General features: G+C 43.5%; 23 protein-coding genes. 11 read left to right on the forward strand and 12 right to left on the reverse strand.

Going from position 1 to position 23,776, the window contains the following annotated elements; genetic code table 11:
- Positions 1–130: 130 nt before the first annotated feature.
- Positions 131–1,327, forward strand: coding sequence for a class I SAM-dependent rRNA methyltransferase (locus BSG1_RS10750; protein ID WP_006837043.1), 1,197 nt, complete (start codon positions 131–133; stop codon positions 1,325–1,327).
- An 88-nt stretch (positions 1,328–1,415) separates the two neighbouring features.
- Positions 1,416–3,692 carry an ATP-dependent DNA helicase gene (locus BSG1_RS10755; protein WP_006837044.1) on the forward strand — a complete coding sequence of 759 codons (2,277 nt, stop codon included), beginning with the start codon at positions 1,416–1,418 and terminating at the stop codon, positions 3,690–3,692.
- Between the two features lie 227 nt (positions 3,693–3,919).
- Here the strand turns inward: BSG1_RS10755 and BSG1_RS10760 are convergent, their stop codons facing one another.
- On the reverse strand, positions 3,920–4,354 hold the full coding sequence (locus BSG1_RS10760) for a ferritin-like domain-containing protein (RefSeq protein ID WP_006837046.1): 435 nt from the start codon (positions 4,352–4,354) through the stop codon (positions 3,920–3,922).
- Positions 4,355–4,535: 181 nt separating this feature from the next.
- Here BSG1_RS10760 and BSG1_RS21090 point away from each other — a divergent pair, with 181 nt between their 5' ends.
- Entirely contained in the window at positions 4,536–4,694 is a 159-nt protein-coding gene (locus BSG1_RS21090) for a hypothetical protein (protein ID WP_006837047.1), read from the forward strand.
- 59 nt (positions 4,695–4,753) lie between these two features.
- The gene (locus BSG1_RS10765) at positions 4,754–4,996 is read left to right on the forward strand and encodes a YkuS family protein (RefSeq protein ID WP_006837048.1); all 243 of its coding nucleotides are present in this window, start codon (positions 4,754–4,756) and stop codon (positions 4,994–4,996) included.
- Between the two features lie 242 nt (positions 4,997–5,238).
- On the opposite strand, the gene BSG1_RS10770 is transcribed toward BSG1_RS10765, so the two are convergent.
- Positions 5,239–6,201: a S8 family peptidase gene (locus BSG1_RS10770; RefSeq protein WP_044022746.1), complete on the reverse strand. Its 963-nt coding sequence runs from the start codon at positions 6,199–6,201 to the stop codon at positions 5,239–5,241.
- A 618-nt stretch (positions 6,202–6,819) separates the two neighbouring features.
- Here BSG1_RS10770 and BSG1_RS10775 point away from each other — a divergent pair.
- A complete protein-coding gene (locus tag BSG1_RS10775) occupies positions 6,820–7,539 on the forward strand; it encodes a YebC/PmpR family DNA-binding transcriptional regulator (protein ID WP_006837050.1) in 720 nt (239 codons plus the stop codon).
- A 59-nt stretch (positions 7,540–7,598) separates the two neighbouring features.
- Here the strand turns inward: BSG1_RS10775 and BSG1_RS10780 are convergent, their stop codons facing one another.
- The 4 genes from BSG1_RS10780 to BSG1_RS21095 all read right to left on the reverse strand — a co-directional run bounded on the left by BSG1_RS10780 (position 7,599) and on the right by BSG1_RS21095 (position 9,275).
- Positions 7,599–8,090 (reverse strand): DUF6241 domain-containing protein, encoded by a 492-nt coding sequence (locus BSG1_RS10780; RefSeq protein ID WP_156791465.1) that lies wholly within the window; start codon positions 8,088–8,090, stop codon positions 7,599–7,601.
- A 271-nt stretch (positions 8,091–8,361) separates the two neighbouring features.
- Positions 8,362–8,784 carry a pyridoxamine 5'-phosphate oxidase family protein gene (locus BSG1_RS10785; protein ID WP_044022757.1) on the reverse strand — a complete coding sequence of 141 codons (423 nt, stop codon included), beginning with the start codon at positions 8,782–8,784 and terminating at the stop codon, positions 8,362–8,364.
- A 122-nt stretch (positions 8,785–8,906) separates the two neighbouring features.
- Positions 8,907–9,101 carry a YwbE family protein gene (locus BSG1_RS10790; protein WP_006837053.1) on the reverse strand — a complete coding sequence of 65 codons (195 nt, stop codon included), beginning with the start codon at positions 9,099–9,101 and terminating at the stop codon, positions 8,907–8,909.
- Complete coding sequence (locus BSG1_RS21095) at positions 9,102–9,275, reverse strand: hypothetical protein (RefSeq protein WP_006837054.1); 174 nt, start codon at positions 9,273–9,275, stop codon at positions 9,102–9,104.
- Between the two features lie 124 nt (positions 9,276–9,399).
- Between BSG1_RS21095 and BSG1_RS10795 the strand changes: the two genes are divergently transcribed.
- Entirely contained in the window at positions 9,400–9,927 is a 528-nt protein-coding gene (locus tag BSG1_RS10795) for a superoxide dismutase family protein (RefSeq protein WP_006837055.1), read from the forward strand.
- A gap of 110 nt (positions 9,928–10,037) precedes the next feature.
- On the opposite strand, the gene BSG1_RS10800 is transcribed toward BSG1_RS10795, so the two are convergent.
- The 5 genes from BSG1_RS10800 to BSG1_RS10820 form a co-directional block, all read right to left on the reverse strand.
- A complete protein-coding gene (locus tag BSG1_RS10800; RefSeq protein WP_006837056.1) occupies positions 10,038–11,051 on the reverse strand; it encodes a YeiH family protein in 1,014 nt (337 codons plus the stop codon).
- Positions 11,052–11,321: 270 nt separating this feature from the next.
- Positions 11,322–11,906 (reverse strand): SCO family protein, encoded by a 585-nt coding sequence (locus tag BSG1_RS10805; protein ID WP_006837057.1) that lies wholly within the window; start codon positions 11,904–11,906, stop codon positions 11,322–11,324.
- A 54-nt stretch (positions 11,907–11,960) separates the two neighbouring features.
- Positions 11,961–12,968, reverse strand: coding sequence for an aliphatic sulfonate ABC transporter substrate-binding protein (locus tag BSG1_RS10810; RefSeq protein WP_006837058.1), 1,008 nt, complete (start codon positions 12,966–12,968; stop codon positions 11,961–11,963).
- Between the two features lie 179 nt (positions 12,969–13,147).
- Entirely contained in the window at positions 13,148–13,903 is a 756-nt protein-coding gene (locus BSG1_RS10815; protein ID WP_006837059.1) for an ABC transporter permease, read from the reverse strand.
- Complete coding sequence (locus BSG1_RS10820; RefSeq protein WP_006837060.1) at positions 13,887–14,675, reverse strand: ABC transporter ATP-binding protein; 789 nt, start codon at positions 14,673–14,675, stop codon at positions 13,887–13,889. Before BSG1_RS10820 ends, BSG1_RS10815 begins: the two co-directional genes overlap by 17 nt.
- 188 nt (positions 14,676–14,863) lie before the next feature.
- On the opposite strand from BSG1_RS10820, the gene BSG1_RS10825 reads away from it, so the two are divergent.
- The 3 genes from BSG1_RS10825 (at position 14,864) to BSG1_RS10835 (ending at position 18,798) form a co-directional block, all read left to right on the forward strand.
- Positions 14,864–17,053: a DNA topoisomerase III gene (locus tag BSG1_RS10825; RefSeq protein ID WP_044022747.1), complete on the forward strand. Its 2,190-nt coding sequence runs from the start codon at positions 14,864–14,866 to the stop codon at positions 17,051–17,053.
- 273 nt (positions 17,054–17,326) lie between these two features.
- Entirely contained in the window at positions 17,327–17,881 is a 555-nt protein-coding gene (locus tag BSG1_RS20345) for a nuclease-related domain-containing protein (RefSeq protein WP_006837062.1), read from the forward strand.
- A gap of 725 nt (positions 17,882–18,606) precedes the next feature.
- Entirely contained in the window at positions 18,607–18,798 is a 192-nt protein-coding gene (locus BSG1_RS10835; protein ID WP_006837063.1) for a hypothetical protein, read from the forward strand.
- Between the two features lie 10 nt (positions 18,799–18,808).
- On the opposite strand, the gene BSG1_RS10840 is transcribed toward BSG1_RS10835, so the two are convergent.
- On the reverse strand, positions 18,809–20,032 hold the full coding sequence (locus tag BSG1_RS10840) for an MDR family MFS transporter (RefSeq protein ID WP_044022748.1): 1,224 nt from the start codon (positions 20,030–20,032) through the stop codon (positions 18,809–18,811).
- Positions 20,033–20,139: 107 nt separating this feature from the next.
- Here BSG1_RS10840 and BSG1_RS10845 point away from each other — a divergent pair, with 107 nt between their 5' ends.
- Positions 20,140–21,912 carry an SgrR family transcriptional regulator gene (locus BSG1_RS10845; RefSeq protein WP_044022749.1) on the forward strand — a complete coding sequence of 591 codons (1,773 nt, stop codon included), beginning with the start codon at positions 20,140–20,142 and terminating at the stop codon, positions 21,910–21,912.
- 469 nt (positions 21,913–22,381) lie between these two features.
- Positions 22,382–23,707, forward strand: coding sequence for a phenylacetate--CoA ligase PaaK (paaK, locus tag BSG1_RS10850; protein ID WP_044022750.1), 1,326 nt, complete (start codon positions 22,382–22,384; stop codon positions 23,705–23,707).
- The last annotated feature ends 69 nt before the right edge of the window (positions 23,708–23,776 follow it).

The following is a 23,776-nucleotide window of genomic DNA, read 5'->3' on the forward strand; positions in this document are numbered from 1 at the left end:
ACTATGCTTTACCCCTTTAACGCACTAAGAGGGACAGTCCCTCTCAGTGCGTTAAAGGGGTGAAGCGTACCCTTGTCCCTCTCTGAGAAATATATGTAGTAACGGCTAAATTATACAAAGGTAGGATGAAATGATGAAAGATATTATACTGACGGTCCATTCAAAGTTTGAAGATAAATTCAGGAAAGGCTACCCCCTCATTAGTAAAGAGGCTCTGGCGTCGACGGCCGGTCTTGAAGAAGAAGGAAGCATCATCAAGCTTGTTGACGGGCGGAAGCAATTTATCGCCAGAGGTTATTACGGTAAACAAAATAAAGGGTTAGGTTGGATTCTAAGCTGGAAAGAAGAAGAGCGCATCGATCAGGGCTTCTTTGAAAGAAAGCTGAAAAATGCCATCAATCAAAGGCTGCATTTCTTCCAGAGTGAAGATACAACAGCTTTCCGTGTATTCAACGGAGAGGGTGACGGTATCGGCGGGATGACCATCGATTATTTTGATGGCTACTATCTGATTAACTGGTACAGCGAGGGCGTCTATCAATTCAAGAATGACATTATACTTTCCCTGCAGCAGCTTGCAGACATTAAAGGGGTTTATCAAAAAAAGAGGTTTGCCCAAAGTGGAAAATATATTGAAGAGGATGACTTTGTAACCGGTGAACGTGCCGAGTTTCCGCTCATCGTCAAGGAAAACGGAGTCAACTTTGCTGTCTACTTGAATGAAGGGGCCATGGTTGGTGTCTTTCTCGACCAGCGTGAAGTCAGGAAGCTGATCCGTGACAAGTACGCGGAAGGAAAAACGGTCCTCAATACCTTTTCCTATACAGGGGCGTTTTCTGTCTTTGCCGCTGTTGGCGGTGCAGCCAAAACGACCAGTGTCGACCTTGCCAACCGCAGTGAAGCCAAAACCATCGAGCAGTTCAGCATCAACGGGATTGATTATGAAGGACAGGACATCATTGTCATGGATGTCTTCAACTATTTTAAATATGCCGTTAAAAAGCAACTGAAATTTGATATGGTCGTTCTTGATCCGCCAAGCTTTGCCCGGTCAAAGAAGCATACCTTCTCTGCAGCGAAGGACTACACGGACTTATTGAAACAAACGATTGCCATCACAGAGAAAAATGGTGGGATTGTCGCGTCCACAAATGCCAGCAACTTTGACATGAAAAAGTTCAAAGGCTTTATAGACAAAGCATTCAAAGATAGTAACTGTTCATATAAGTTGATGGAGGAATTCTCGCTGCCTGATGATTTCCGGACGATCAGCCAGTTCAAACAGGGCGATTACTTGAAGGTGGTTTTTATCAAGAAGACAGGATGACAGCTGCTCCAATATGCAGAGTGCAAATCGGCTGATGAAATCCGGCTCGTTCTTTGAGCCGGATATTTAATGAGGGGGGGAAACCGGTTTGAAGGAAGTGAAAGTGTCAGTCAGAAACCTGGTGGAGTATGTTTATAAAAGCGGAAGCATTGACCAGAGATTTCAGACGTCCTCCTCCATGACAGAGGGTACCCGGCTGCATAAGAAAATTCAAAAGGCCTACAAAGAGGGAGACCTTGCGGAAGAGTTCTTGAGCACGGACCTGCACTTTGAGGATTTGGCATTCACTGTAGAAGGAAGATGTGACGGACTGATATTCGAAGGGGAAGATGTCATTATCGAGGAGATTAAATCCACCCGTTCAAACCTGGCTGAACTTAAAGAAGATACCTATCCGGTTCACTGGGCACAGGGGAAGTTCTATGCCTACATCTACGCAAAAGACCACCATCTGGAGAGAATCAGTGTCAGGCTGACCTACATTTCAGTTGATACTGAGGAAACGATTCATTATATGCAGCATTTCACCTACAAACAACTTGAGGAATTCGCGGCAGCTACTGTAAAAGATTACTATCCGTTTGCCAAACTGATCTCAGATCATAAAGAAGAGAGAAATCAAACGGCTGCTGATCTGGCATTTCCCTTTCGAAACTTTAGAAAAGGCCAGCGAGACCTTGCGGGTGCTGTATATAAAACGATATCAGAAAAGAAAATCCTTTTCGCCAACGCTCCAACCGGGACGGGGAAAACAATCTCCACCATCTTTCCAAGCATGAAAGCCATGGGTGAAGGAATCATCGACAAGCTTTACTACTTAACAGCAAAGACGATTACTCGGACTACTGCCGAAGAAGCATTTGAACTGTTAGAGGAAAAAGGCTTGACCGCAAAGACTCTTACCATTACAGCCAAAGACAAGGCGTGTCTAAAAGAGGAAACCATTTGTCAGAGTGATGCCTGTCAATTTGCAGAAGGGTACTACGACCGGATCAACGGAGCCATTTTGGATATCCTCGAAAATGAAGCACGTCTGACCAGGCCGGTTATTGAAAAATACAGCAGAAAACACAGAGTGTGCCCTTTCGAATTTTCCATAGATCTCTCCTACATTGCGGATGCAGTCATTTGCGATTATAACTATCTTTTTGATCCAAGGGTTTCCTTGAAAAGATTATCAGATACAGAGAAAAAGAAGACCGTCCTTCTAACGGATGAGGCGCATAATCTTGTCGACAGGGGAAGGGCGATGTTTTCAGCAGAGTTGGACAAGTCATCCTTCTTGGAAATTAAACGAAGCTTCAAAGAGAAAAACAAAGAATTATATGCGAGTGCCAATGAAATTAATCGTTTCTTTATCAACGTGCGTAAGCAGTCTGAAGAAACAGGGACAACTGTTTATAAAGACCTTTTTAGCGAACTGGTCGACCTGCTTCAACGATTTTTACCGGCAGCGGAAGCAGAGCTGATGGGGCAGAGCGAGGAAAGCATCCTGCTTGAAACCTATTTTGCTTCAAACAACTTTGTGAAAATCGCAGCGTTATACAATGAAAATTTCGTCACCTATGTGGATGCAGGAAAAAGAGAATTGACAGTCAGGCTCTACTGCCTGGACCCCTCTGATCTGTTAAGCCATACAAGCAGGGGTTTTTCATCAGCCATCTTCTTTTCAGCGACCCTTCAGCCTTTTCATTACTATTTTGAGCTGCTGGGCGGAGGCAAGGATGACTATCGTTTCAAAATTCCTTCCCCTTTTCCGAGGGAGAACTGGGAAATTTTCATCAAGCCATTGTCCACGAGGTATAAGGACAGGGATAAAAGTATTGCTCCCCTTGTTAGTCTTCCACTGGAATTGTTGAAGCAGCGGCCGGGCAATTACTTGTATTTCTTTCCTTCGTATCGCTATATGAATGAGATATACGAAGCCTTTATGGAAACTTCACCCGATGCGGAAGTCATTCTTCAGTCTGCACATATGACGGAAGAAGAGAGGGAAAGCTTCCTGGCGTTTTTCCAGCCCAATCGGGAATCCTCGCTGATTGGCTTTGCTGTTCTGGGCGGGATTTTTTCTGAAGGCGTCGACCTGAAAGGCGACCGGCTCAATGGTGTCATTGTGGCAGGTGTCGGACTCCCGCAGATGGGCCAGGACCGGGATATCATTAAAGACCATTTTAATGCTTTAGGTAAACCAGGATATGACTATTCCTATATTTTTCCGGGAATGAACAAAGTATTGCAGGCGGGAGGAAGGCTGATTCGGACTGAGGAAGACAAAGGGGTGATTGTACTTGTTGATGACCGGTATTTGACCCCGAAATACCAGGAGATGCTGCCGGAGGAGTGGCGGGATTACACGGTGATTTAGAGAGTGGAAGGTAAAATCGAGATGAGCATCGGTTTTAAAACTATTGATAATTAAGAATCAATGCTGACCTTGGTCTTATGCCCGCTCCATGAGGCCATCTCATCCCATTTCAAAAGAAGAAATGGCCTTATCCACTCCACACCAATCCGTCTAATTCAAGTTCTTGCCATCCCACTGCACATTAAAAGGCTTTCTCCCATTACGGAGAAAGCCTTTTTCACTCACTTTTATTGAAATACCGGATCCATCAGCAGACGGTCCAACTCTTCCATATGATGCGTTTCGTCAGAGATGAGGTCTTCAAGTTTAACGACCAATTCAGTGAATCCGAGTTCTTCTGCTTGCTGTTTACGCTGCTTGTAGCGGTCAATTGTTTCTTTTTCAGCTTTGCGGGCTTCCTGAAGCATTTCTTTGACATCATCAGTCTGCTTTACAGGAGCTGGAGTGGTTGTCGGAGTACCGCCAAGTGTTTTGATTTTTTCTGCCAGGTATAGAGCATGCCCTTGCTCATCGCTGACTTCTCCTTCAAAGAAAGGCTTTAACACTCCGCGGTGAAGTCCGGAAACGACTGCAGCATAATTTGTGTACATGATCTGTGCTGTATATTCGTTTGCTAAATCTTCGTTAAGTCCATCAATGAGTTCTTGTAATTGTTGATCCATCTAAAATCCATCCTTCCAAATTGTTTCTGATACTTAATTAATACCCGGTCTACAAGGGGATAAACTTGTTCTTTACAGTTGGAAACATACTTATAAAACATGAAAAAAATGCAAAGACTAACCTCGAATGCCAATGCTGCAGATAATAGTGCAGCCAAGATAGAACCGAGGAGGATTGGATATGAGCAAACCTGGAAAACAAAATCTTGAGCAAACATCACAACAGCTGGCGAAACAACAAGGGAAAAATGACGTGGAATTCAGTACGGATGATTTCCAGACTGGAAACAGTCAAAGTCAGAGCCAAAAGAAAAGCGGGAAACAAAAAAACAAAAAATAAAATGAATACCATTGCCTGTGATAGAAAATCCTATGAGTATGTTAAGGAGGTGTGGAAACATGTCAAGAATTGGAGTAGAAGAATCTCTTCAAAATGTTGTACAAGCACTTCGTGAAAAAGGTCATGATGTTGTGGAACTGAAGCAGGAGTCTGATGCGCAAAGCTGTGACTGCTGTGTAGTGACTGGGCTGGATTCCAATGTAATGGGGATTTCAAATGCGGTAACACAAGGTTCTGTTATCGAAGCTAACGGGTTGAGCGCAGATGAAGTATGTCAACAGGTGGAAAGTAAACTGCGTTAATTCAAAAACGGACAAGCGGCCGATTAACAGCACTGGATGTCTCCTGCAAGATTTACAAGGAGGGATACTGAAATCTGCCAGGCACTGGCCGCTGACATTGGATAAGCGAAATCAGGGAAGACAATACATAACCCTTGATTTCGCTTTTTATTTGTTGAAATCTGGTATGACAAGGTGTTAAAAGTGCACCGTAAAAAGGAGTCCGGATCAATCCGGGCTCCTTTTTACTAAACAGTTTACTGTCAAACCGTCAATGATAATTTGGCCTGCTGCAAGTAGTCCATCAACAGTTCAGGTGCGGTCAGATATAAAAGCCCGTTGCCTTCAAGTGCCTTTGGATAACCGAGAGGGATCGTCCGTTTCACAAGCTGAGCGTATAATTCACATTCAGATAAACTCCGGTCAAAGTTGGATTCCTCTAGAAGTTTGATCAATGCCAAAGCACCTGAGACGTGCGGAGCGGCCATGGATGTGCCGCTGAATTTAGCATATTTTCCGCCGGGAATGGTAGATAGGATATTCTCACCGGGCGCCACAAGGTCGACTTCATTATTGGAGTTGGTAAAGTAAGAAGACTTTCTGTCAAAGTCAATGGCACCGACCGAGATCACTTCATTATAAGAGGCAGGGTAAGAGAACTCATCCGTTGCGGCATTCTCATCACCTTCGTTACCGGCAGCGCAGACAACGGAGATATTTTTATCGACAGCCTGCCTGATGACAGCCTGAAGCGGAGGATAATCGGCGGGACCCCCGAGTGACATGGAGATGACATCCACTCCCTGATCAATCGCATATTGAATTCCATCAACTATCCAATCATATCTTCCGCTGCCCTGTTCCCCAGCCAGAACTTTGATGATTAAAAGGCTCGCTTCGGGGGCGACCCCAACAACCCCTTGTCCGTTTTCATTCGCGGCAACTGTGCCGGCCACATGTGTTCCATGTCCGTTATAATCTGTCACATTGTCTTCAGCCCCATCGTCGTCATCCGTGAAATTGCGTTTGCCGATGATTCTTCCTTTGAGCTCTTCATGATTTACATCACAACCTGTATCAAGGACAGCGATGGTAATACCGTTTCCTCTCATTCCTGCTTTCCAAACTTGAGGGGCTTGTACCATGTCGACGCCTGCAGGCATTTCTGACGCAGTTTCGAAAATTTCTTCTTTGACATAAGGAATCAATCTTACTGTACCATTCATAAGCATTCCTCCTAAAGTCATAATAAAAACTGAACTTTCAGAAAATATATCATACAAATGGACAGGATAAAAGAGATAAAAGTTGTGATTTTCCAGATTAGTCCTATCCATATTTCCCGAATTTCATAATGATTACTTCCTAGAAAAGATAGCTACTCTTTCCCTATATATTACAAGTATACTTGAGGAAGTGTCTGCTATTATATTCAAATGCTATTTACACATTAATCGTATGGGACGATATTGGATCGATTGAAGCGGAAGGTGCGTGATCTCCTGCGGGATTAGCGGGACAGGTGAGACCCCGCAGGCGAAGCCGAGGAGGCTCACCGCCCGCCCCGCGGAGTCACGTACCTGGAGCGGAAATCAGGCTTAACAATAATTTAGGTAATAGGATAACTGGAGATAAGTGGTTATTAATTTGCACTAAAAGAAACCGAACAGTTCACAGAAGAATTCACAACAGTCATTGAAAAAGTCACAGTGGAAATCATCGACGAGGAGAACAAATCTCATCCAGAGATTCACTACAATCTAAGGAAATAATCTCGAAACAGGAAAGGTACTGCGGTATAATAGAAAGGAAGACTAGCAACTTTTTGAAAGAGAGTGGAGTATATGGGTCGTAAGTGGAATAATATCAAAGAAAAGAAAGCTTCAAAAGATGCAAATACGAGTCGTATCTATTCTAAGTTTGCGAAAGAAATTTATGTAGTCGCTAAACAAGGTGAACCAGATCCGGAATCCAATCAGGCTTTGAAGTTTGTTCTTGAACGTGCCAAAACATATAATGTACCACGAAATATCATTGACCGTGCAATTGAAAAGGCAAAGGGCGGCACTGAAGAGAATTTTGATAATCTTCGTTATGAAGGGTTTGGTCCGAACGGTTCCATGATCATCGTTGACGCCCTTACCAACAATGTAAACCGTACAGCTTCCGAAGTACGTGCAGCCTTTGGGAAAAACGGCGGTAACATGGGGGTAAGCGGTTCTGTAGCATACATGTTTGATTCGACCGCGGTCATCGGGATTGAAGGGAAGAGTGCTGAGGAAGCCCTTGAGATCTTAATGGAAGCAGACGTAGATGCAAGGGATATCCTTGAAGAAGATGATGCGGTGATCATCTATGCAGAGCCTGACCAATTCCATGCGGTGCAGGAAGCATTCAGAAATGCAGGAGTAACGGACTTCACGGTTGCAGAACTGACAATGCTTGCTCAGAACGATATCAGTCTTCCGGAAGATGTTCAGGAAGATTTTGAAAAACTGATTGATGCCATTGAAGACCTTGAAGATGTTCAGCAGGTCTTTCACAATGTGGACTTAGGAGAATAGTTCAGTGAAAAATGCCTTTCCCATTAGAGGAGAGGCATTTTTCCTTTATGGGAATGAATTTATCGAAAATGCTTTTCAATATACTTCTGTTCTTCTGCTACGGACAGCACACCAGTCGCCTTTCCGATTGTACCGCCTTGGAGGCGCCAAATGGTATTATGGTCTTTATCAGCCTCGGAAAAATCGCCTTCTTTCCAGCCGTATAAGATATCAAGATACACATGGGAATGTTCATAGTTTCCTGATTCAACCACACTAATCAAGTGATCGATTCTTTCAGGGGTGATTTCCAGACTGCCCCACTTTTGAGCCGCCTTCACTTTTTGATGGCTCATATCATGAATTTTCTGCTGAAGATCATCTTCTCTCATGGCGTTTGGAATTTCATTTTCACTAATGCTGTTTGCTTCAGATTGATCGGCACCTGCTTCATAATATTCCGTTTCATCTTCTGCTTGTTCGGAGGACTGGGAAATTTCATACCAAAAGATAGATCCAAGTATACCGGCTACCAGAAAGACTGAAATGATTCCTACCCATTTAAACTTCACCCTTACCACTCCATTCTTTTCTGTCGTAATTCTAGTCCTGCTGAGTTAAAACGAAATCAAATGCCAACGGTACAAAAACTTCTTCTCTGTAACTATTATCCATCTACTTCCATATTACCTTCTAACCTTGTAAAAAAACGGCCAGATTTTATTTTTCTGGAAATTTGAGAAGAAAAATGTTATTTGAGAAGTGGAGAATATATCTGGAATGTAAATATTTCAACACTAAAAAGGCAAGCGTGCCATAAGCTGCGCTTGCCTTTCAGAACCACTACAAGTCGAGTACTTTCGGTTCTTCACCATTTTTATTCATTAAACGGTATTGGGAAGGGTGAATTTTAAGAATGATCAAGTCAGGGTCGTCCGGACCTTTGAACCATCTTTTCATTTCGTCATTCCAAAGCTTCTTCTTTAAGCTTTCTTCTTTGCTGATTTCCACTCTTCCTTCCACTTCTACATAAGAATCCCCGAAGCCTTTCCCTTCATACCCGAGCAATACATGGACATTCGGATTCTTTTCAATTTCATCAGCTTTGTGTGTTTCGCTGCTGGTAGGTGTATAAAGCGTCAGTTCATCATTGAAAAAAGTCATGTAACGGGAATGAGGTTTGTTCTCCACCACAGTAGCGAGTGTTCCAACCATGCTGTTATCAAGGACATTAAGAACTTCTTGCTTCAGATCAGTCTGTGCCAAAATCTCATCTCCTTTGATTGAATTCACTTGTACCTATTCCTTTGAACAAGTTCTCATAAACATTTGGATGTGCTGAAAGGTGGAGGTGCCAGTTAACAGAAAAGGCTTGTAATATGATTCTGTTATTTAAAGATTCTTTTCACCCGGCCGACTTGTCCATCTGTCAGACGGACCTTGATCCCATGCGGATGTGTGGCAGAATTCGTCAAGATATCTTTTACAGTTCCTCTCGTTGTGTTGCCGGTTCTCTGGTCTTTTTTCAATACGATATCGACTTCAATTCCCTGTGAGATAGCGGCACGCTGCTGACCGTCCATTTAAACCCCCGTCCTTTTCTTTTGGTTATTGGGTTTCTTGGTGAGCTGGCTTTTAAGGGGCTGCGTCGATTTTACGATGCCGGTCCGTTTTCCCTCTGATTGCTCCTTCTTCTGAGCCAGTTTCTCTTTCATTGCTTGTGCAAGATTAATTTTCTTTTTCTCTGTTGATGACATGAACACGTCTCCTTATCTGTTTTCTCTATTATAAGCTAAACTGCGGCAGGAAGTAAGACATTCACGCATTTGGGCAATTCTACATACCTTAGTGGCAGAAACACAAGTGGAGGAGTGAAGTGATTTGTCTTATTATTATGGTGCTCAACACGGCTATTATTATGGGTATCAACCCTTCAGGAATGTTCCCTCTATTTCCTATGCCCAAATTGAAGGAGGCCCCTTGGCGCCTGACCTGAAAGGCTATGTTGTTTTCAGGGAGGTTCCGAACGGGACGGAGGTTCATGTAGAGGTAGACGGCCTTCCGGAGTTTAAGGAAGGGGAGGGGGATCAAGATCCAATAGGGCCTCATGGATTCCATCTTCATGAAAATGGTAGTTGTGAAGTAGGAGACGAAAACGAACCGTTCAAAGCAGCGGGGGGCCACTGGAATCCGACCGATCAGCCTCACGGAAACCATGCCGGCGACTTTCCGGTACTGTTCTCGAATAACGGCTATGCGAGAATGTCATTCTTTACAAACAAATTCAGCCCCAAGGATGTAGTGGGCAAAGCAGTAATCATCCATCAAAATCCGGATGATTACCGTACACAGCCGGCAGGTGATGCGGGAAAACGGCTGGCGTGCGGGTTGATAGTGAAATATCAATAATCCGATAGGATAATAGTGCCTTTTTGAATGGCTGCTGAAACAGCTTTTCGAATAGACCTCCATGAACAGTAAAAAGCCCAGGGAAGCCCTGAGCTTTTTTAGCATACCTGTTATAAAAACAAAATCATCATTAAACTGATAACAGAGACTGCCAAAGAGGCAACAAGCCCGGCTATCAGGGGTTTGAACCCCAGTTTGGCGAACTGCTTGAGGTTTACCTGAAGACCGACAGCTCCCATCACCATGATAATGATAAACTTGGCTGTGTCTGTCACGATTTCTTCCGCTGGAGCAGGAATGACTACGAATGAGTTAATGACGCTGACTCCCAGAAATAACAGGACAAACCAGGGAAATGCCTTCTTAGCAGCCTGTGAGCCTTTTTGTTTCTCGTTTCTTAACAGAATGGGGAGCACCAGGATAAGCGGGAGGAGAAACAGTGTTCTCGCCAGTTTAACCGTAGTGGCGACTTGGCCGGCTTCATTTCCATACACATATCCGACAGCAATGGACGAAGAGGTGTCATGAACCGCCGTTCCCGCCCAGATTCCAAACGATGTAGCAGTAAGGTCAAGAATATGGCCGATTACAGGATAAAGGAAAAAAGCGATGAGATTAAAGAAAACGATGACCGAAATGGCGTAGGCTGTTTCATTGTCATCGGAGTCTATCACCCCTTTAACGGCAGAAATGGCTGTCGCCCCGCAAATACTTGTTCCCACGCCGATAAGAAGGGCCAGTTTCCGATCCATCTTCAGCAGCTTGCCGAACCAGACGGTGATAACGATTCCCAAAATGACGGACACAAGGATGATCAGAAATGACTGCCGCCCAATATAAAGGATGTCAGCAAAGCTGAGGCTGACCCCGAGCATGACGACTGCTGCTTTTAGAAGTTTCTTTAATGTCAGTGAGAGTCCAGGTTGGAAAACCTCGTGAACTCCGGTCGTGTTATTTATAACGATACCGATCATGATGGCAAATAAAATACTTCCTACGAGAGGGAAAAGGGTGCCGAGATATTTGGAAACCCCTGCTATGCATAACAATAATAGAACGCCGCTGCTCCACTTAGGGAGTCGGGCAGCCAGTGTGTTTTTAAAGATGTACTGCAATTTATTCACTGCTCCTCTTAGCTGATAAGCACTTAAAGTTCTTTAAATAGGTTTCAAATAGATTGTTGCTTACGGAAAAATCCCTGGGGCCGGATTTTTCCCCTGGTTACAAGGTTTCTTCTCTCTGAACAGGGAGAGCAGCTCTTTTCTTCCTAGCTTACTAGGATATTTTGTGTGAAGATTTCTATATTTTTCGAAATTCATATTAAATAGCAACAAAGTTTAAGAAAAGAGCCTTAAAAAATTCTACACTAGTATATTATCAGAAGTTAGAGGGAATTAGTTCAATTTCTTAATATCAGCAATGATTTCATCAAAGGGGGGACCACTGACCCCTTCGTATTGTTTAAGAACCGTTCCGTTTTCGCTGACCAAATAAAAGGAAGTACCATGTACGAACTGATCCGATCCCTCCGCTTTTGCAGCAGGTGTATTGAATGAGCGGTTGGCGAAGAGTTCAATTTCCTCCTGTGGATAGCCGGTGAGGAACTCCCATTGTTTCAAGTCGGCTGAATATCGCTGACTGTATTCCAACAGGATTTCAGGTGTATCATTTTCCGGATCAATACTGAATGAAACTAATTTAACATCATCAAAACCGCTGTCTTTCAGCTTCTTTTGCAGCTGTGCCATGTTAGCGGTCATTGGAAGACAAACGGTGTCACAGTTGGTGAAGATGAAGTCAGCAACCCAGATGTCACCCCTCAGGTCTTCCAATGTAACTTCCCTGCCATCCTGGTTGATGGCCGAAAATTCCTCCACTTCCATACTCATTGGAAAGGATTCCTCAATTTCTTGCTGGCTGGAGCAGGCGGTGAACAACAGGCCTGCCAGTAAGAGAAGGGCTGTTTTATACCACTTCATATATTTTCCTCCTTAAAAACGGCTGATCCGAATGTTGGGATCAGCCGTGAATGATTATTGGATGAATTGTTTGTCGATCAAATCAGAGAAGTCTGGTTTTTCTTTTAGGAATTTAAGCTCATAAGAAGAATCTGCGAAAGCCTGGATTGCTTCTGAATCCACTTCATATGTGAAGCCTATTCTTTCCCAAGCATTGTCAACCACTTCTTTGCTCAATTCTTGTTTTGTTACTTCTTTTACATCTTTGATTGTGATTTCTTTTGCATCTTCAGGGTTTTCCTGAATGAATTCTGTCGCTTTGATATGAGCATCCACAATGTTTTGGATGCGTTCAGGATTGTTCTTGATCATTTCTCCGGAAGCAACCAAAACAGATGCCGGAAGTGTTTCACCAAATGAGATTTCATCAGCATTGATGATGACTATCGCGCCGGTTTCTTGTTCAAGGACAGCAGCCCAAGGTTCAGGGGCAACTGCAATATCCACTTTGCCTGTTTCAAACATCGCTTGATATTGTGCCGGGTTGCCAGTGATATGTTTCATAGTGCCGCCAATTCTTTCAGACGTAATACCCATATCGTTAAGGAACGTTTCAACTTGAACATCATGAGTACATCCAACACGTGGAGTGATGAATGTCTTGCCTGGGAAATCTTCAACAGATTCAATTCCACTGTCAGCGCGGGCCAGAACCACTATTCCGCCAGTTGAAGCGCCAGCGATAATTTTAACATCCGCACCAGTAGAGTAGTTGTTCATAGCGGGTCCTGGTCCGACAAGCCCTGCGTCAATTTCACCCGTTTTAAGGGCAGTCATGAAAGAAGCTCCATCAGGGAACGTCTTATATTCTACTGTCGTTCCATCACCAAGCTGTTCTTCATAGAAACCTTGATCTTTGGCAACCATTGCAGGAACGTGGTTTATATTAGGGAAGTATCCGATGGTTACGGTCTCCCCGCTGCCTGATTCACCTGAACCGCCAGAGTTAGAAGCAGTGCCGCATCCGGCAAGAAGCCCGGCGAAAGTTAGTAATACTGTAAAAAACAAGAGTGCTTTTTTCATAGTTGTACCTCCTGATTATTAATGTTTTTATCCTTATAAAAAGTTTGATTTCCGCTGCAGGTTCCCGATCCCGAGGGGCGGGATCGGGAACTAGACGTCCCGCTAATCCCGCAGGAGGTCGTGCTCCTTCCGCTCCAATCTATCTCTGAACTTATTGAAAAGCTGCTCTGAATAATTGGTCAAGATTGAAGCCCCCAGCGTTTCAAAACAGATCTTTCGATACGTGAGAAGATCAGCTGGTCGACAATGGCACCGATGACACCGATGATAATCATGACGCCGATAACGAGTGACATGTCTCCGAAGTCTGAAGCATAACGAAGTGTGTATCCGAGACCAGGACCTGTACTTAATAGTTCACCGGCCATCAATGCTCTCCAGGCAAATGCCCAAGCGAGTCTTGCTCCTGTGACGGCATAAGGGACGGAGGCAGGAAGGGTCACCCTGATGAAAAGGTCAATCCCTTTGGATCCCATCGTTTGTGCGGCGCGGGTAAATAAAGGCGGCACGTTTTTGATTCCTGTACGGATATTGAGGGCCATGACGAATGTTCCCCCAAGTACCACAACAAAAATGACAGCAGTTTCATTCATTCCAAACCACATAATGGCTAATGGCAGCCATACGATACTCGGTACACTTTGGAATGCGAGAAGAAGGGAACCGAGTGTATCGTCTGCCGTTTTTGACTTGGCAAGAAGGACACCGATTGAGGTTCCGATCAATAAGGCAATTCCGAGACCGATGAATAAGCGTCTGAAACTGGCAATCAGGTCATAAACAAGGGTCATGTCAGAGAAGCCGATTTTTAACGACTGATAGACATCCGTCGGCGCAGGAAGAATGATTTTTGGCCATAATCCCAGTCTGGCACCGCCTTCCCAAAGAAAAAGGACTACTGCAAAAAATATAAGTCTTTTAACTATTGGCTTCATAAGCTAATTCCTCGCTGACTACTTTATCGATTTCTTTTTTGAGATGGACCATGATTTCTTCCTCGATTGCGATCATCTCTTCTTTGTGTCCTTCTCTTGGACGAGGGATATCTACCTTTATATCCGCTATGATCGTTCCAGGGCGGGTTCCCATTACGATGATCCGGTCTGAAAGCTTAATAGATTCAGAGATGCTGTGCGTTACAAACATTACCGTTTTCTTCGTATCCATCCAGATTTGTTCCAGCTGCTCATGGAGACGGGAGCGCGTTTGTTCATCAAGTGCCCCGAATGGTTCATCCATCAGCAGGATTTCCGGATTCATTGCCAGTGCGCGGGCAATCGCCACACGCTGCTGCATACCACCGGAAAGTTCATGAGGATAATGATGAAGGTAGTTGCTCAGCTGCACCATTTTTAAATACTTCTTTGCCTGCGCGGCAGCATCTTTTTTAGTCATTTCTTTTTTTAAAGGGAACATGACGTTATCCAGGACGTTAAGCCACGGAAACAATGCTGCCTGCTGGAAGACCATCCCTCTGTCTTTCCCAGGCTTTTTGATCGATTGGCCTGCTGCTTCGATCACCCCTGAAGAAGCGGAAGTCAACCCGGCAACAATGTTCAACAGGGTAGATTTTCCACATCCAGACGGACCAAGGATTGAAACGAATTCTCCCTTTTCGATTGAAAGGTCGATATCTTTTAAAACCGTTACCGGCTGGCCATCTTTATCTATAAAGTGTTTATTGAGATGTTCTATATTGATAAACATATTAATCACCTATTCTTATAATTCATATCAAACAAGTAGGAATACCTTGATTAATTATATTCTATTCTAATCAAATGTCAAGGTCAGCCTATTTTTTTACTTAGGAGTCCGTCCTTAAACTAATGGCGTGAATCCTGTATAATGGAAGGAACTATGCGTACGTTCGCGAAGGAAAGGATTGTTTCGATTTGAGTAAAACATTAGTGCTCGCTGAAAAGCCTTCAGTCGGCAGGGACATAGCTGCTGTGCTGAATTGTCATAAAAAAGGAAATGGATTTATAGAAGGCGATAAATATATTGTAACTTGGGCGCTGGGTCACTTGGTGACGCTGGCTGAACCGGATGTCTATGACAGCAAATATCAGACATGGAGGATTGAAGACCTTCCGATGATGCCGGATAAATTGAAGCTGGTCGTCATCAAGAAAACAGGCAGACAATTTACTGCCGTTAAAAGCCAAATGACACGTCAGGATGTAAAAGAATTCGTTATTGCAACGGATGCCGGCCGTGAAGGAGAGCTTGTCGCCCGCTGGATCATTGAAAAAGCCAGGGTGAACAAACCGATCAAACGCCTCTGGATCTCATCTGTAACTGATAAGGCCATTAAAGAAGGATTCCGCAAATTGAAGAGCGGAAAAGAATACGAAAATCTGTATGCCGCAGCCCAGGCACGGTCGGAAGCGGACTGGTATGTCGGTATGAACGCAACCCGCGCACTGACGGTAAAACATAATGCGCAGCTTTCATGTGGAAGGGTACAGACGCCGACACTTGGAATCATTGCCCAAAGGGAAGAAGAAATAAAAAACTTCAAACCTAAACCATTCTACGGATTGAAAGCGAAAAGCCGGGAGTTTACGCTGACATGGCAGGACGGAAAAACGAAAGAATATCGTACTTTTTCGAAAGATTTCATTGAAAAAGTTTTTGGAAACCTAAAGGGTGAGAAGAAAGCCAATGTCACATCGGTGAATAAAAGTTTAAAGAAGAGCTTTTCACCACAGCTATATGATTTGACGGAGCTTCAGCGTGATGCGCATAAAATTTTCGGCTATTCGGCAAAAGAAACGTTGTCCATCATGCAAAAACTTTATGAGCAGCACAAGCTTTTGACCTATCCAAGGACAGATTCCCGCCACCTTTCCAGTGATATTGTCGATACACTGAAGGACCGGATCAAGGCGGTGTCCATCAAGCCTTATAATCAGCTTGCCGCCAAGGCAATGAAGAATACCGGCAAGCCGGGTAAAACATTTGTCGATGACAGCAAGGTATCGGACCATCATGCTATCATTCCTACAGAGCAGACAGCGTTTCTTAATTCTTTGAGTGATAAAGAACGGAAGATTTATGACCTTGTCGTAAAAAGGTTCTTGGCAATGTTCCTGCCTCCTTTCCAATATGAACAAACAACGATTGAAGCAGATATAGCCGGTGAGACTTTTGTTGCCAAAGGAAAACGGATCATCGAACAAGGCTGGAAAGAAATTTTTGACCGAACCACTTCCGGAGAAGATGCTGGAGATGGATTGTCCGATCAAACGCTTCCTAAAATTGAGAAGGGCGACATTTTACCTGTTTCTTCTATTGAAAAAACAACAGGGGAAACGCAGCCTCCAAGCCGTTTTAATGAGGGAACGCTCCTTTCAGCAATGGAAAACCCAAAGAAATACATGGCCGGAGAGGATAAAGAGCTGATCAAAACCATCAGCTCTGCCGGCGGACTGGGAACAGTCGCAACACGTGCGGACATTATCGAAAAGTTGTTTAACTCGGCGTTGATCGAGAATAAAGGAAAGTCCATCATGATCACTTCCAAGGGGAAACAGCTTCTTGACCTTGCACCTGAAGAATTGAAATCACCTGCTTTGACAGCAGAGTGGGAGCAGAAACTTGAAGCCATTTCCAAAGGCAAACTGAACAAAAATGCCTTTATTAGTGAAATTAAAGATTATACGAAAAAGTCAGTCCATGAAATCAAAAACAGTGAGAAGAAATTTGCTCATGACAATATTACCGGAACCAAATGTCCGGATTGCGGAAACCTCATGCTTGAAGTCAAAAACAAGCACGGCAAGAAACTCGTCTGTAAAGACCGTGAGTGCGGCTACCGCAAAAACGTCAGCAAAAAGACCAATGCCCGCTGCCCGAATTGCCACAAACGTTTGGACCTGCGTGGAGAAGGCGAAGGCCAAATGTTCACTTGCGTCTGCGGCCACAGGGAAAAACTCTCTACCTTCAATGAGAGAAGAAAGAAAGAAAAGAACAACAAAGTCTCCAAGCGGGACGTCAACAAGTACATGAAGAAGCAGGACGACGCACCCGTCAACACTGCGCTCGCCGATGCACTTGCGAAACTGAAACTGGATAAGTGATAAGTTTGCTGCCCCCCCCCAGGCTTTTGCCTGGGGGTTATTTTGAGGGATTTGTGGCTGGTGGGGGGTGTCGAAATGGGTCTGGTTTTGTCGAATGGTCGATAAGCGACATGATTGCGTTGATATTCGACAAAGAATGATCGTTATTCGACAGGGTTGGGTCGATAAACGACAAACATCAGCCGTTAAACGACAATCAACTGCTAAAAATATTTAACAGGAATTCATCTTCGAACAGAGAATATAAGAAAGAAATAGAATAGGAGGGATGCAATGATCATTAAACTAAGAGAAATACCTTTGATTATCCTGCAGCTGGAAGCATTAGATGGCCGACTTCCAGTTAATCATGAAAAAAAGGAGCTTGTAGCACGGCACCTCTTAAACAGGTGGACAGGATTTAGAGGAGAACAAAGTGTTGATTATGCTTTAAGTTTTTTAGGGGAAGACGAGTTATATATATTCCAGGGCATCCGTTTATTTGATGGACAACACTACTTTCAGATAGATAATCTGCTTATTTCTAAAAAATTTGTTCTAATCTTGGAAGTAAAAAGGATAGCTGGAATTCTTCAATTCAGCCCTGATTTTAAACAACTCACCAGAATAACTAAAGATAATGATAGAGAACCTTTTCCAGATCCAGTTACACAGGTAGAAATGCATAAGTTTCAGCTGACTAAATGGTTTAAGTCAAACAATATGCATCCATTCCCTATAGAGACCCTCGTTGTGAGTACTTCCCAAAAAGCAATATTAGAAACTTCTCCTGGAGATAAGACAATACCTGAAAAAGTAATCCACAAAGATTACCTCCACTTCAAATAACCGAGTTGAAGAAGAAGCATCCTAATGAAAAAAGACTGATTCCCAACTTCATTATCTTTCCACTTTACTTCTGCAATCTCATACTCCCTTAGTAACAGATATTCTCAAAATCTATGGAATTCCAAAGACAGAAAATTACTGGTGTGCATTGTCCAAATTGTAAGCATCGCCCATTGATTAGAGAAAGAGGGATTTGGGAGTTGCGACAAATGTAAAAGAACTTCTAGGGAAGCACATCTTCAAGCATTGAAGGACTATTCTTTGCTTATAAACGAGATGATCACGAATAAAGAAGCAAGGGAATTCTTGAGAATTCCATCTCAGGCTGTAGTCAAGAGGATTCTTAGGGATTCTTGTGCAAGTTTTATCGGAAATAAGAAATCCAGGTTATATATAATAAATAATAAGTAGTTTAAAAATGTTTGCTTAACCTGGCCTTAGCCAGGTTTTTTTGATCCTACAATGTTAAGATTTTGGCAGCATGGGCGATAAACGACAGAATAAGGGCGATATTCTACAAAGCGCTGGCGTAATTCGACAATAAATGGTCGATATTCGACATGGCAGAGCCGATAAAATGAAAAAATCGCCGATAAACCAATCCCACCCGCCACGTCTCAACCTCACCCGAAAAACCCAAAAATACAGGTTTAACGAATTGTAATTTTGTGGTACTTACATGAATAGAGATGAAAAGAGGGTATTAGAAAGGGGTCTGTTGATTGATGACGATGTGGATATGGATTTTCGTAAGTGCTCTTATACTATTGGCGGTTATTGAAGAAGTAATCTATTATGTGTTGAATAAACAACTGGGATTGGAAAGGGAGTCACAATTAAAGAAGTTTAATATCCGTTTCCATAAGTTGAAGAATATGTTTAAAAAGCAAAAAGAGCAAAGCAGTCAGTCAGCTTGAGACCGGAGTCTCAAGCTTTTTTCATTTTCAGTAACGCTTTTCTTGATGAGTTTTTTTCAACCGATATGTTTAATAAGATCTGTGCCGTCCCGCCAAGGAGGAGTAAAACGGCAGATAGTAAGAAAAGTACGGCACCTCCCCATTCAATCAGGATCAATCCTCCGAGGAAAGGTCCTGCCATCCTTGAAATATCCCAATGTGTCCCGTATATGGAAAAGTAGAGCCCCCGTTGGTTTGATGGGGCGATATGTGCAATATGATTGAGCAGCCGGTTTAGCCCGAGGCTTTCGGCAATTGTGACGATCAGTTGTGTAAGGATGAGCAGCAGTAGGGAAGTCGATAATCCATAAGATACGCTGGCGATAAAATAAAGGCTGTAAGACAGGATAAGAACTCTTTGAAAAGAGAATCTGTTACTCCATCTTACGAGCGGAATTTCGAGCAGGATGCACATGACCGCCTTGATGGACGCAAGTGTTGTCAACACTGCCAAAAAATCTGGAAACAAGTCTTCAAGATAAATTCGATAGTTGGTTTCCGTCTGGGCATAAAAGAAACTCACAGGCAGGCTGAAGGCCATCAAGCTCAATACATATGAATGATTTGCGATAAATGGTTTTACTTTGAAGCGCCCGTTTGTCCTGACTGTCTCTTCAGGTTGAACGGGTATCGTTTCCGGGAGCTTGAAGTATACAACAGCAAGGTAAATCATTAAAGCTGCAGCCTGCATGCCGAAAATGAGCCCCGGGTCTTGTTTATAGACGAAATAACCAATGACCGGCCCGAGTGCCATTCCGGCTGCACTGACAGTATTGATGACAGCGAAAACTTCAGAGCGTATGCCGTCATCAATCGAATCGGCAATCTGTGCCCGCTGTGCAGGGATGTAAACAGACCGTCCGGCACCATTTAGAACGTAAAGTAAAGCAAATACCCAGACGGAATCCGCAAACACGAAACCAGCCATGGCACTTGCCTGCAAGAGAAGTCCGGCTATGATAATTTTTTTCCTTCCCAACCGGTCTGTCCGGCTGCCTCCTAAGAAGGTGATGATAATTTCAGATAAAGGCTGCAGTCCAACAATCACCATTGGTAAAAGGACATTGCCGTCAAGCTTATCGTAAAGATAAATGATTAAAAACGGTGCCAGCATGGAACCCGTCACGCTCGTTAGCATTTCGCCGAAAACACGAATCCAGACGAGTGCAGGGTATCGATTAAAGAGTTTTCCCATCGTGTTCATCATTCCTTTCTTGTAAATATATTTTATAAGAAGGAAAAAGATGAAAAAGGGCAGAAATACATAATAAGGTACTTCACCTTTTATGAAAGGGATTTTTTATGACGACAGTAGAGCACTATTTACGATTGTATTTGGCATTTGAAAAAGAATTGGGTAAGAAACATGAGGTCACTCTTTCTGCCGTATCTGATATATTGTTTTGTACTGCACGTAACAGCAAGATGACCATTCAGAAATGGGAAAACGAAGGATGGGTGCATTGGTCGCCAGGCAGGGGGAGAGGAAACAAATCAACTCTGACTTTTTTGAAAGAACCAGGAGACCTTTTATTCAATGAAAGTAAGGTTCTAGTGCAAAAAGGGAAACTCAAGGCAGCGCAGGAAAAGATCAGTTCCTACAGCGGAGAGCTGCCCGGATTGAAGGAGAAGTTTGAGGTGTGGCTGGAAACACTGTTTGGCTATAATACCGAATCCGAAAACAACCAGCACCGGGATGTCTTAAGGATGAAGTACGGCAAACAGCCTTTTACGCCGCTGGATCCCATGCTTGCAAGCCTGCGGTCAGAGTGCCATATTCTTAAGCATGTATGTGATACGCTGGTTTCATACAATGAAGAAAAAAATTTATTTGAACCGCGTCTCTCCTTTCATTGGGAGCATAACGAGGAAGGAGATCAATGGACGTTTTATATCCGCAAAGGTGTGAAGTTCCATGACGGGAAACGATTGACTGCCGAGGATATACAATTCACCTTCATTCGGTTTCTTTCATTTGAAAAAAACCCGTACCGGTGGATGCTGGAGGATTTGGAGGAAGCAGTCATCGTTAATGAACAATCCATCATGCTTAAGCTGAAAAGACCTAACTTTTTGCTTCTTCATATTTTAAGCGATGAGCATTTATCTATCGTGAGCAAAGATGAGCAGAAGGAATTCTATGCAGAAACACTGATTGGAACTGGTCCTTTCAAACTGGTGAGAAATGACGGGTCTATGCTTATTATGGAAGCGAATGATCACTATTTTAGGGAAAGGCCGTTTTTGGATGCAGTAGAATTCTGGAACGTCCCGGAAGAACGTGAAGACCGGACACCGGGCAAAACGGAAGTGGAATTTGGGTATTCCAGAGACAGGTCGGGGGAAGGCAAGAAGCGGAAAAGAGATAAGCGCGTGGAAAAAAATGTTCAATTTCTTTCACTAAATGCCAAAAACGAGGTAATGCGCGACCCTTTCCTTCGTCAAGCATTAAAAGCCATCGCAGATCCATCAGTACTGGTTGGGGAACTAGGGGAATTCAGGCAGGAAACGGCTGATGGCTTTCTGAATAGACCTAGTGATTCAGGGACTGCAGATATAAAAAATCTGCTGAAGAAGAGCAAATATAATGGGGAGGAACTGAGGCTGTATACCTTTCAGGACAGGGATCATCTCGAGGATGCAGACTGGCTGAAGCAGAGAGCTCTGAAATTTGGAGTGATATTGAAAAATATCTTTCTCCCTGCCGAGGAGCTCTTAAAAGAGGAGACAATGGAAGAAGCCGACATCATTCACGACAGCGCTACGATTACTGAACAGGAGGAACTTAGCTTTCTGCAGCTGATCTTCGCCAAAGCCAATCCGGTCTGGCATCATCTGCCGGGAGAATTAAAAGACAGTATAATGACCGAAGTCAATCATTTGAAAGGGATAAGTAACCCTCAAGAGCGTATGAAAAGACTATATAGTATAGAAGAGATGTTATTAAATTCCTGTCAGGTGCTGCCGTTATATAAAAACATGTCTGAGATGGAAAGTGACGAAAGTATTCAGCAGGCGTTAATTAATTCTCAGGGATGGATTGATTTCTATCGGATTTGGTTTAAGAGAAAATAGAAGATACTAATGGCCGGGCGATCAACTTCGTCCGGTCTTTTGTTTTAGGAAGTTCCCATTGTTTGTGGTCATACGTTAGCTTATTGAGATGGAGGTGGCGCAAAAGTGTTAAACGGACCAATGAGAAGTGAAATAAGACGGTATGTTGGTCTGCAAAGGAGTTAAACGGGTCAATGAGAAGGAAGGAAATTTACCAGGGATGTTTGCCCGGTAAAGTTAAATCGGACAATGAAGTCCAACACTCCAAAGAGGGATTGCTAAGCAAAGGAATGATGTGACAATCAAAGTCAAAATTACAATTACTATAAAAATATAAATTTTCAGAAAATATGTTGACTTTTCCAGATTTTCACGTTATCTTTTGAGTGTAGATATAACAAAATAAATATATTACGAATTAAAATCGTTATATAAAAATAAAGAAGAATTGCAGGGAGAGGGTCTCGGTCTAATAAAGGGGGAAAACTGGTTGATCTTACATGAGATTGAAACGTCTGAAAGGCATGAGATTGAAAGGGTTCAGCTGGAACGGTTGCAGGAAACTCTAAGCAATGTATACTCGAAGGTCCCGTTTTACAAGGAACGATTTGAAGAAAGAGGAATACGGCCTGAGGATATCAAAACGCTGCATGACTTGAAGCTCCTGCCCTTTACGAGGAAGGCGGATTTGAGAAATCATTATCCGTTCGGCCTTTTTGCGGTTCCAACAAATGAACTGGTGAGGGTTCACGCTTCATCGGGGACGAGCGGTAAACCGACCGTTGTAGGCTATACACAAAATGACATAGAAATGTGGAGTGAAATTGTGGCTCGTTCCATAGCAATTGGGGGCGGGAAGCCCGGCGAAATTCTGCATAATGCGTATGGGTACGGATTATTTACCGGAGGACTCGGGCTTCATTACGGCAGTGAGAAGCTTGGGTTGGTAACAGTACCTGTCTCCGGCGGTAATGCAGAAAGGCAGATCACACTCATTGAAGATTTCAAGCCTTCAGTGATTTGCGGAACGCCATCCTATATTCTGAACATCGCTGAAAAGATGGAAGAACTGGGGAAGGATCCAGCTGCAACATCTGTGAAGTATGGGATTTTCGGTGCCGAGCCTTGGTCGGAAAAAATGAGACAGAAAATCCAGGAGAAATGGAACCTGAAAGCCTGTGATATCTATGGATTGAGTGAAGTGATCGGTCCAGGGGTTGCGATGGAATGCCATGAGGCGCAGGCTGGACTTCATATTGCAGAAGACCATTTCCTTCCTGAAGTCATCGATCCTGTCACACTGGAATCTTTACCGCCTGGTGAAGAAGGGGAGCTGGTCTTTACTTCATTGACCAAAGAAGCTTTTCCAATCATCCGGTACAGGACTGGAGATATCGCCTCTCTGTCATATGGAAAGTGTCAGTGCGGCCGCACGACGGTCAAAATGTCGCGTGTCAAAGGCAGGGTGGATGACATGCTGGTCATACGGGGTGTCAATGTCTATCCTTCAGAGGTAGAACATTATCTGCTTACCGTTGAAGAACTGACGCCTCACTATCAGCTTCACCTAACCCGAAAAGGGACATTGGATTCCGTCGAGCTGCATGTGGAGATCAAAGAAGAAGTATTCTTGGGCCTTCAGCAGAACCTGGAACATGAAAGTATTCATCTTCTTATCAAGAAGATCCAACATATTATGAAAAGCAGCTGTCTCGTAACAATGGACGTTAAAGTCAACGGGCCGAAGTCACTTCCGCGTTCAGAAGGAAAAGCGGTAAGAGTGCTCGATAAACGGGATAGCGAAGTAGGAGTATAAAAAATTTTGGAGTTTAATAGTATAACATCATAATAGAGTGACGTAGGAAATACGTTATCTAAGGAGGGT

Origin of the sequence: Bacillus sp. SG-1 (genome assembly GCF_000181495.1) — a bacterium.
Classification (GTDB): Bacteria; Bacillota; Bacilli; order Bacillales; family Bacillaceae_B; genus Rossellomorea.

What these genes read in the sequence shown, in the direction of transcription:
- BSG1_RS10750 (WP_006837043.1), top strand. Translation starts at nt 131, where the DNA reads ATGATGAAAGATATTATACTGACGGTCCATTCAAAGTTTGAAGATAAA.
- BSG1_RS10760 (WP_006837046.1), bottom strand. Translation starts at nt 4,354, where the DNA reads ATGGATCAACAATTACAAGAACTCATTGATGGACTTAACGAAGATTTA.
- BSG1_RS21090 (WP_006837047.1), top strand. Translation starts at nt 4,536, where the DNA reads ATGAGCAAACCTGGAAAACAAAATCTTGAGCAAACATCACAACAGCTG.
- BSG1_RS10765 (WP_006837048.1), top strand. Translation starts at nt 4,754, where the DNA reads ATGTCAAGAATTGGAGTAGAAGAATCTCTTCAAAATGTTGTACAAGCA.
- BSG1_RS10770 (WP_044022746.1), bottom strand. Translation starts at nt 6,201, where the DNA reads ATGAATGGTACAGTAAGATTGATTCCTTATGTCAAAGAAGAAATTTTC.
- BSG1_RS10775 (WP_006837050.1), top strand. Translation starts at nt 6,820, where the DNA reads ATGGGTCGTAAGTGGAATAATATCAAAGAAAAGAAAGCTTCAAAAGAT.
- BSG1_RS10790 (WP_006837053.1), bottom strand. Translation starts at nt 9,101, where the DNA reads ATGGACGGTCAGCAGCGTGCCGCTATCTCACAGGGAATTGAAGTCGAT.
- BSG1_RS21095 (WP_006837054.1), bottom strand. Translation starts at nt 9,275, where the DNA reads ATGTCATCAACAGAGAAAAAGAAAATTAATCTTGCACAAGCAATGAAA.
- BSG1_RS10805 (WP_006837057.1), bottom strand. Translation starts at nt 11,906, where the DNA reads ATGAAGTGGTATAAAACAGCCCTTCTCTTACTGGCAGGCCTGTTGTTC.
- BSG1_RS10810 (WP_006837058.1), bottom strand. Translation starts at nt 12,968, where the DNA reads ATGAAAAAAGCACTCTTGTTTTTTACAGTATTACTAACTTTCGCCGGG.
- BSG1_RS10815 (WP_006837059.1), bottom strand. Translation starts at nt 13,903, where the DNA reads ATGAAGCCAATAGTTAAAAGACTTATATTTTTTGCAGTAGTCCTTTTT.
- BSG1_RS10820 (WP_006837060.1), bottom strand. Translation starts at nt 14,675, where the DNA reads ATGTTTATCAATATAGAACATCTCAATAAACACTTTATAGATAAAGAT.
- BSG1_RS20345 (WP_006837062.1), top strand. Translation starts at nt 17,327, where the DNA reads ATGATCATTAAACTAAGAGAAATACCTTTGATTATCCTGCAGCTGGAA.
- BSG1_RS10835 (WP_006837063.1), top strand. Translation starts at nt 18,607, where the DNA reads ATGACGATGTGGATATGGATTTTCGTAAGTGCTCTTATACTATTGGCG.
- BSG1_RS10840 (WP_044022748.1), bottom strand. Translation starts at nt 20,032, where the DNA reads ATGGGAAAACTCTTTAATCGATACCCTGCACTCGTCTGGATTCGTGTT.
- BSG1_RS10845 (WP_044022749.1), top strand. Translation starts at nt 20,140, where the DNA reads ATGACGACAGTAGAGCACTATTTACGATTGTATTTGGCATTTGAAAAA.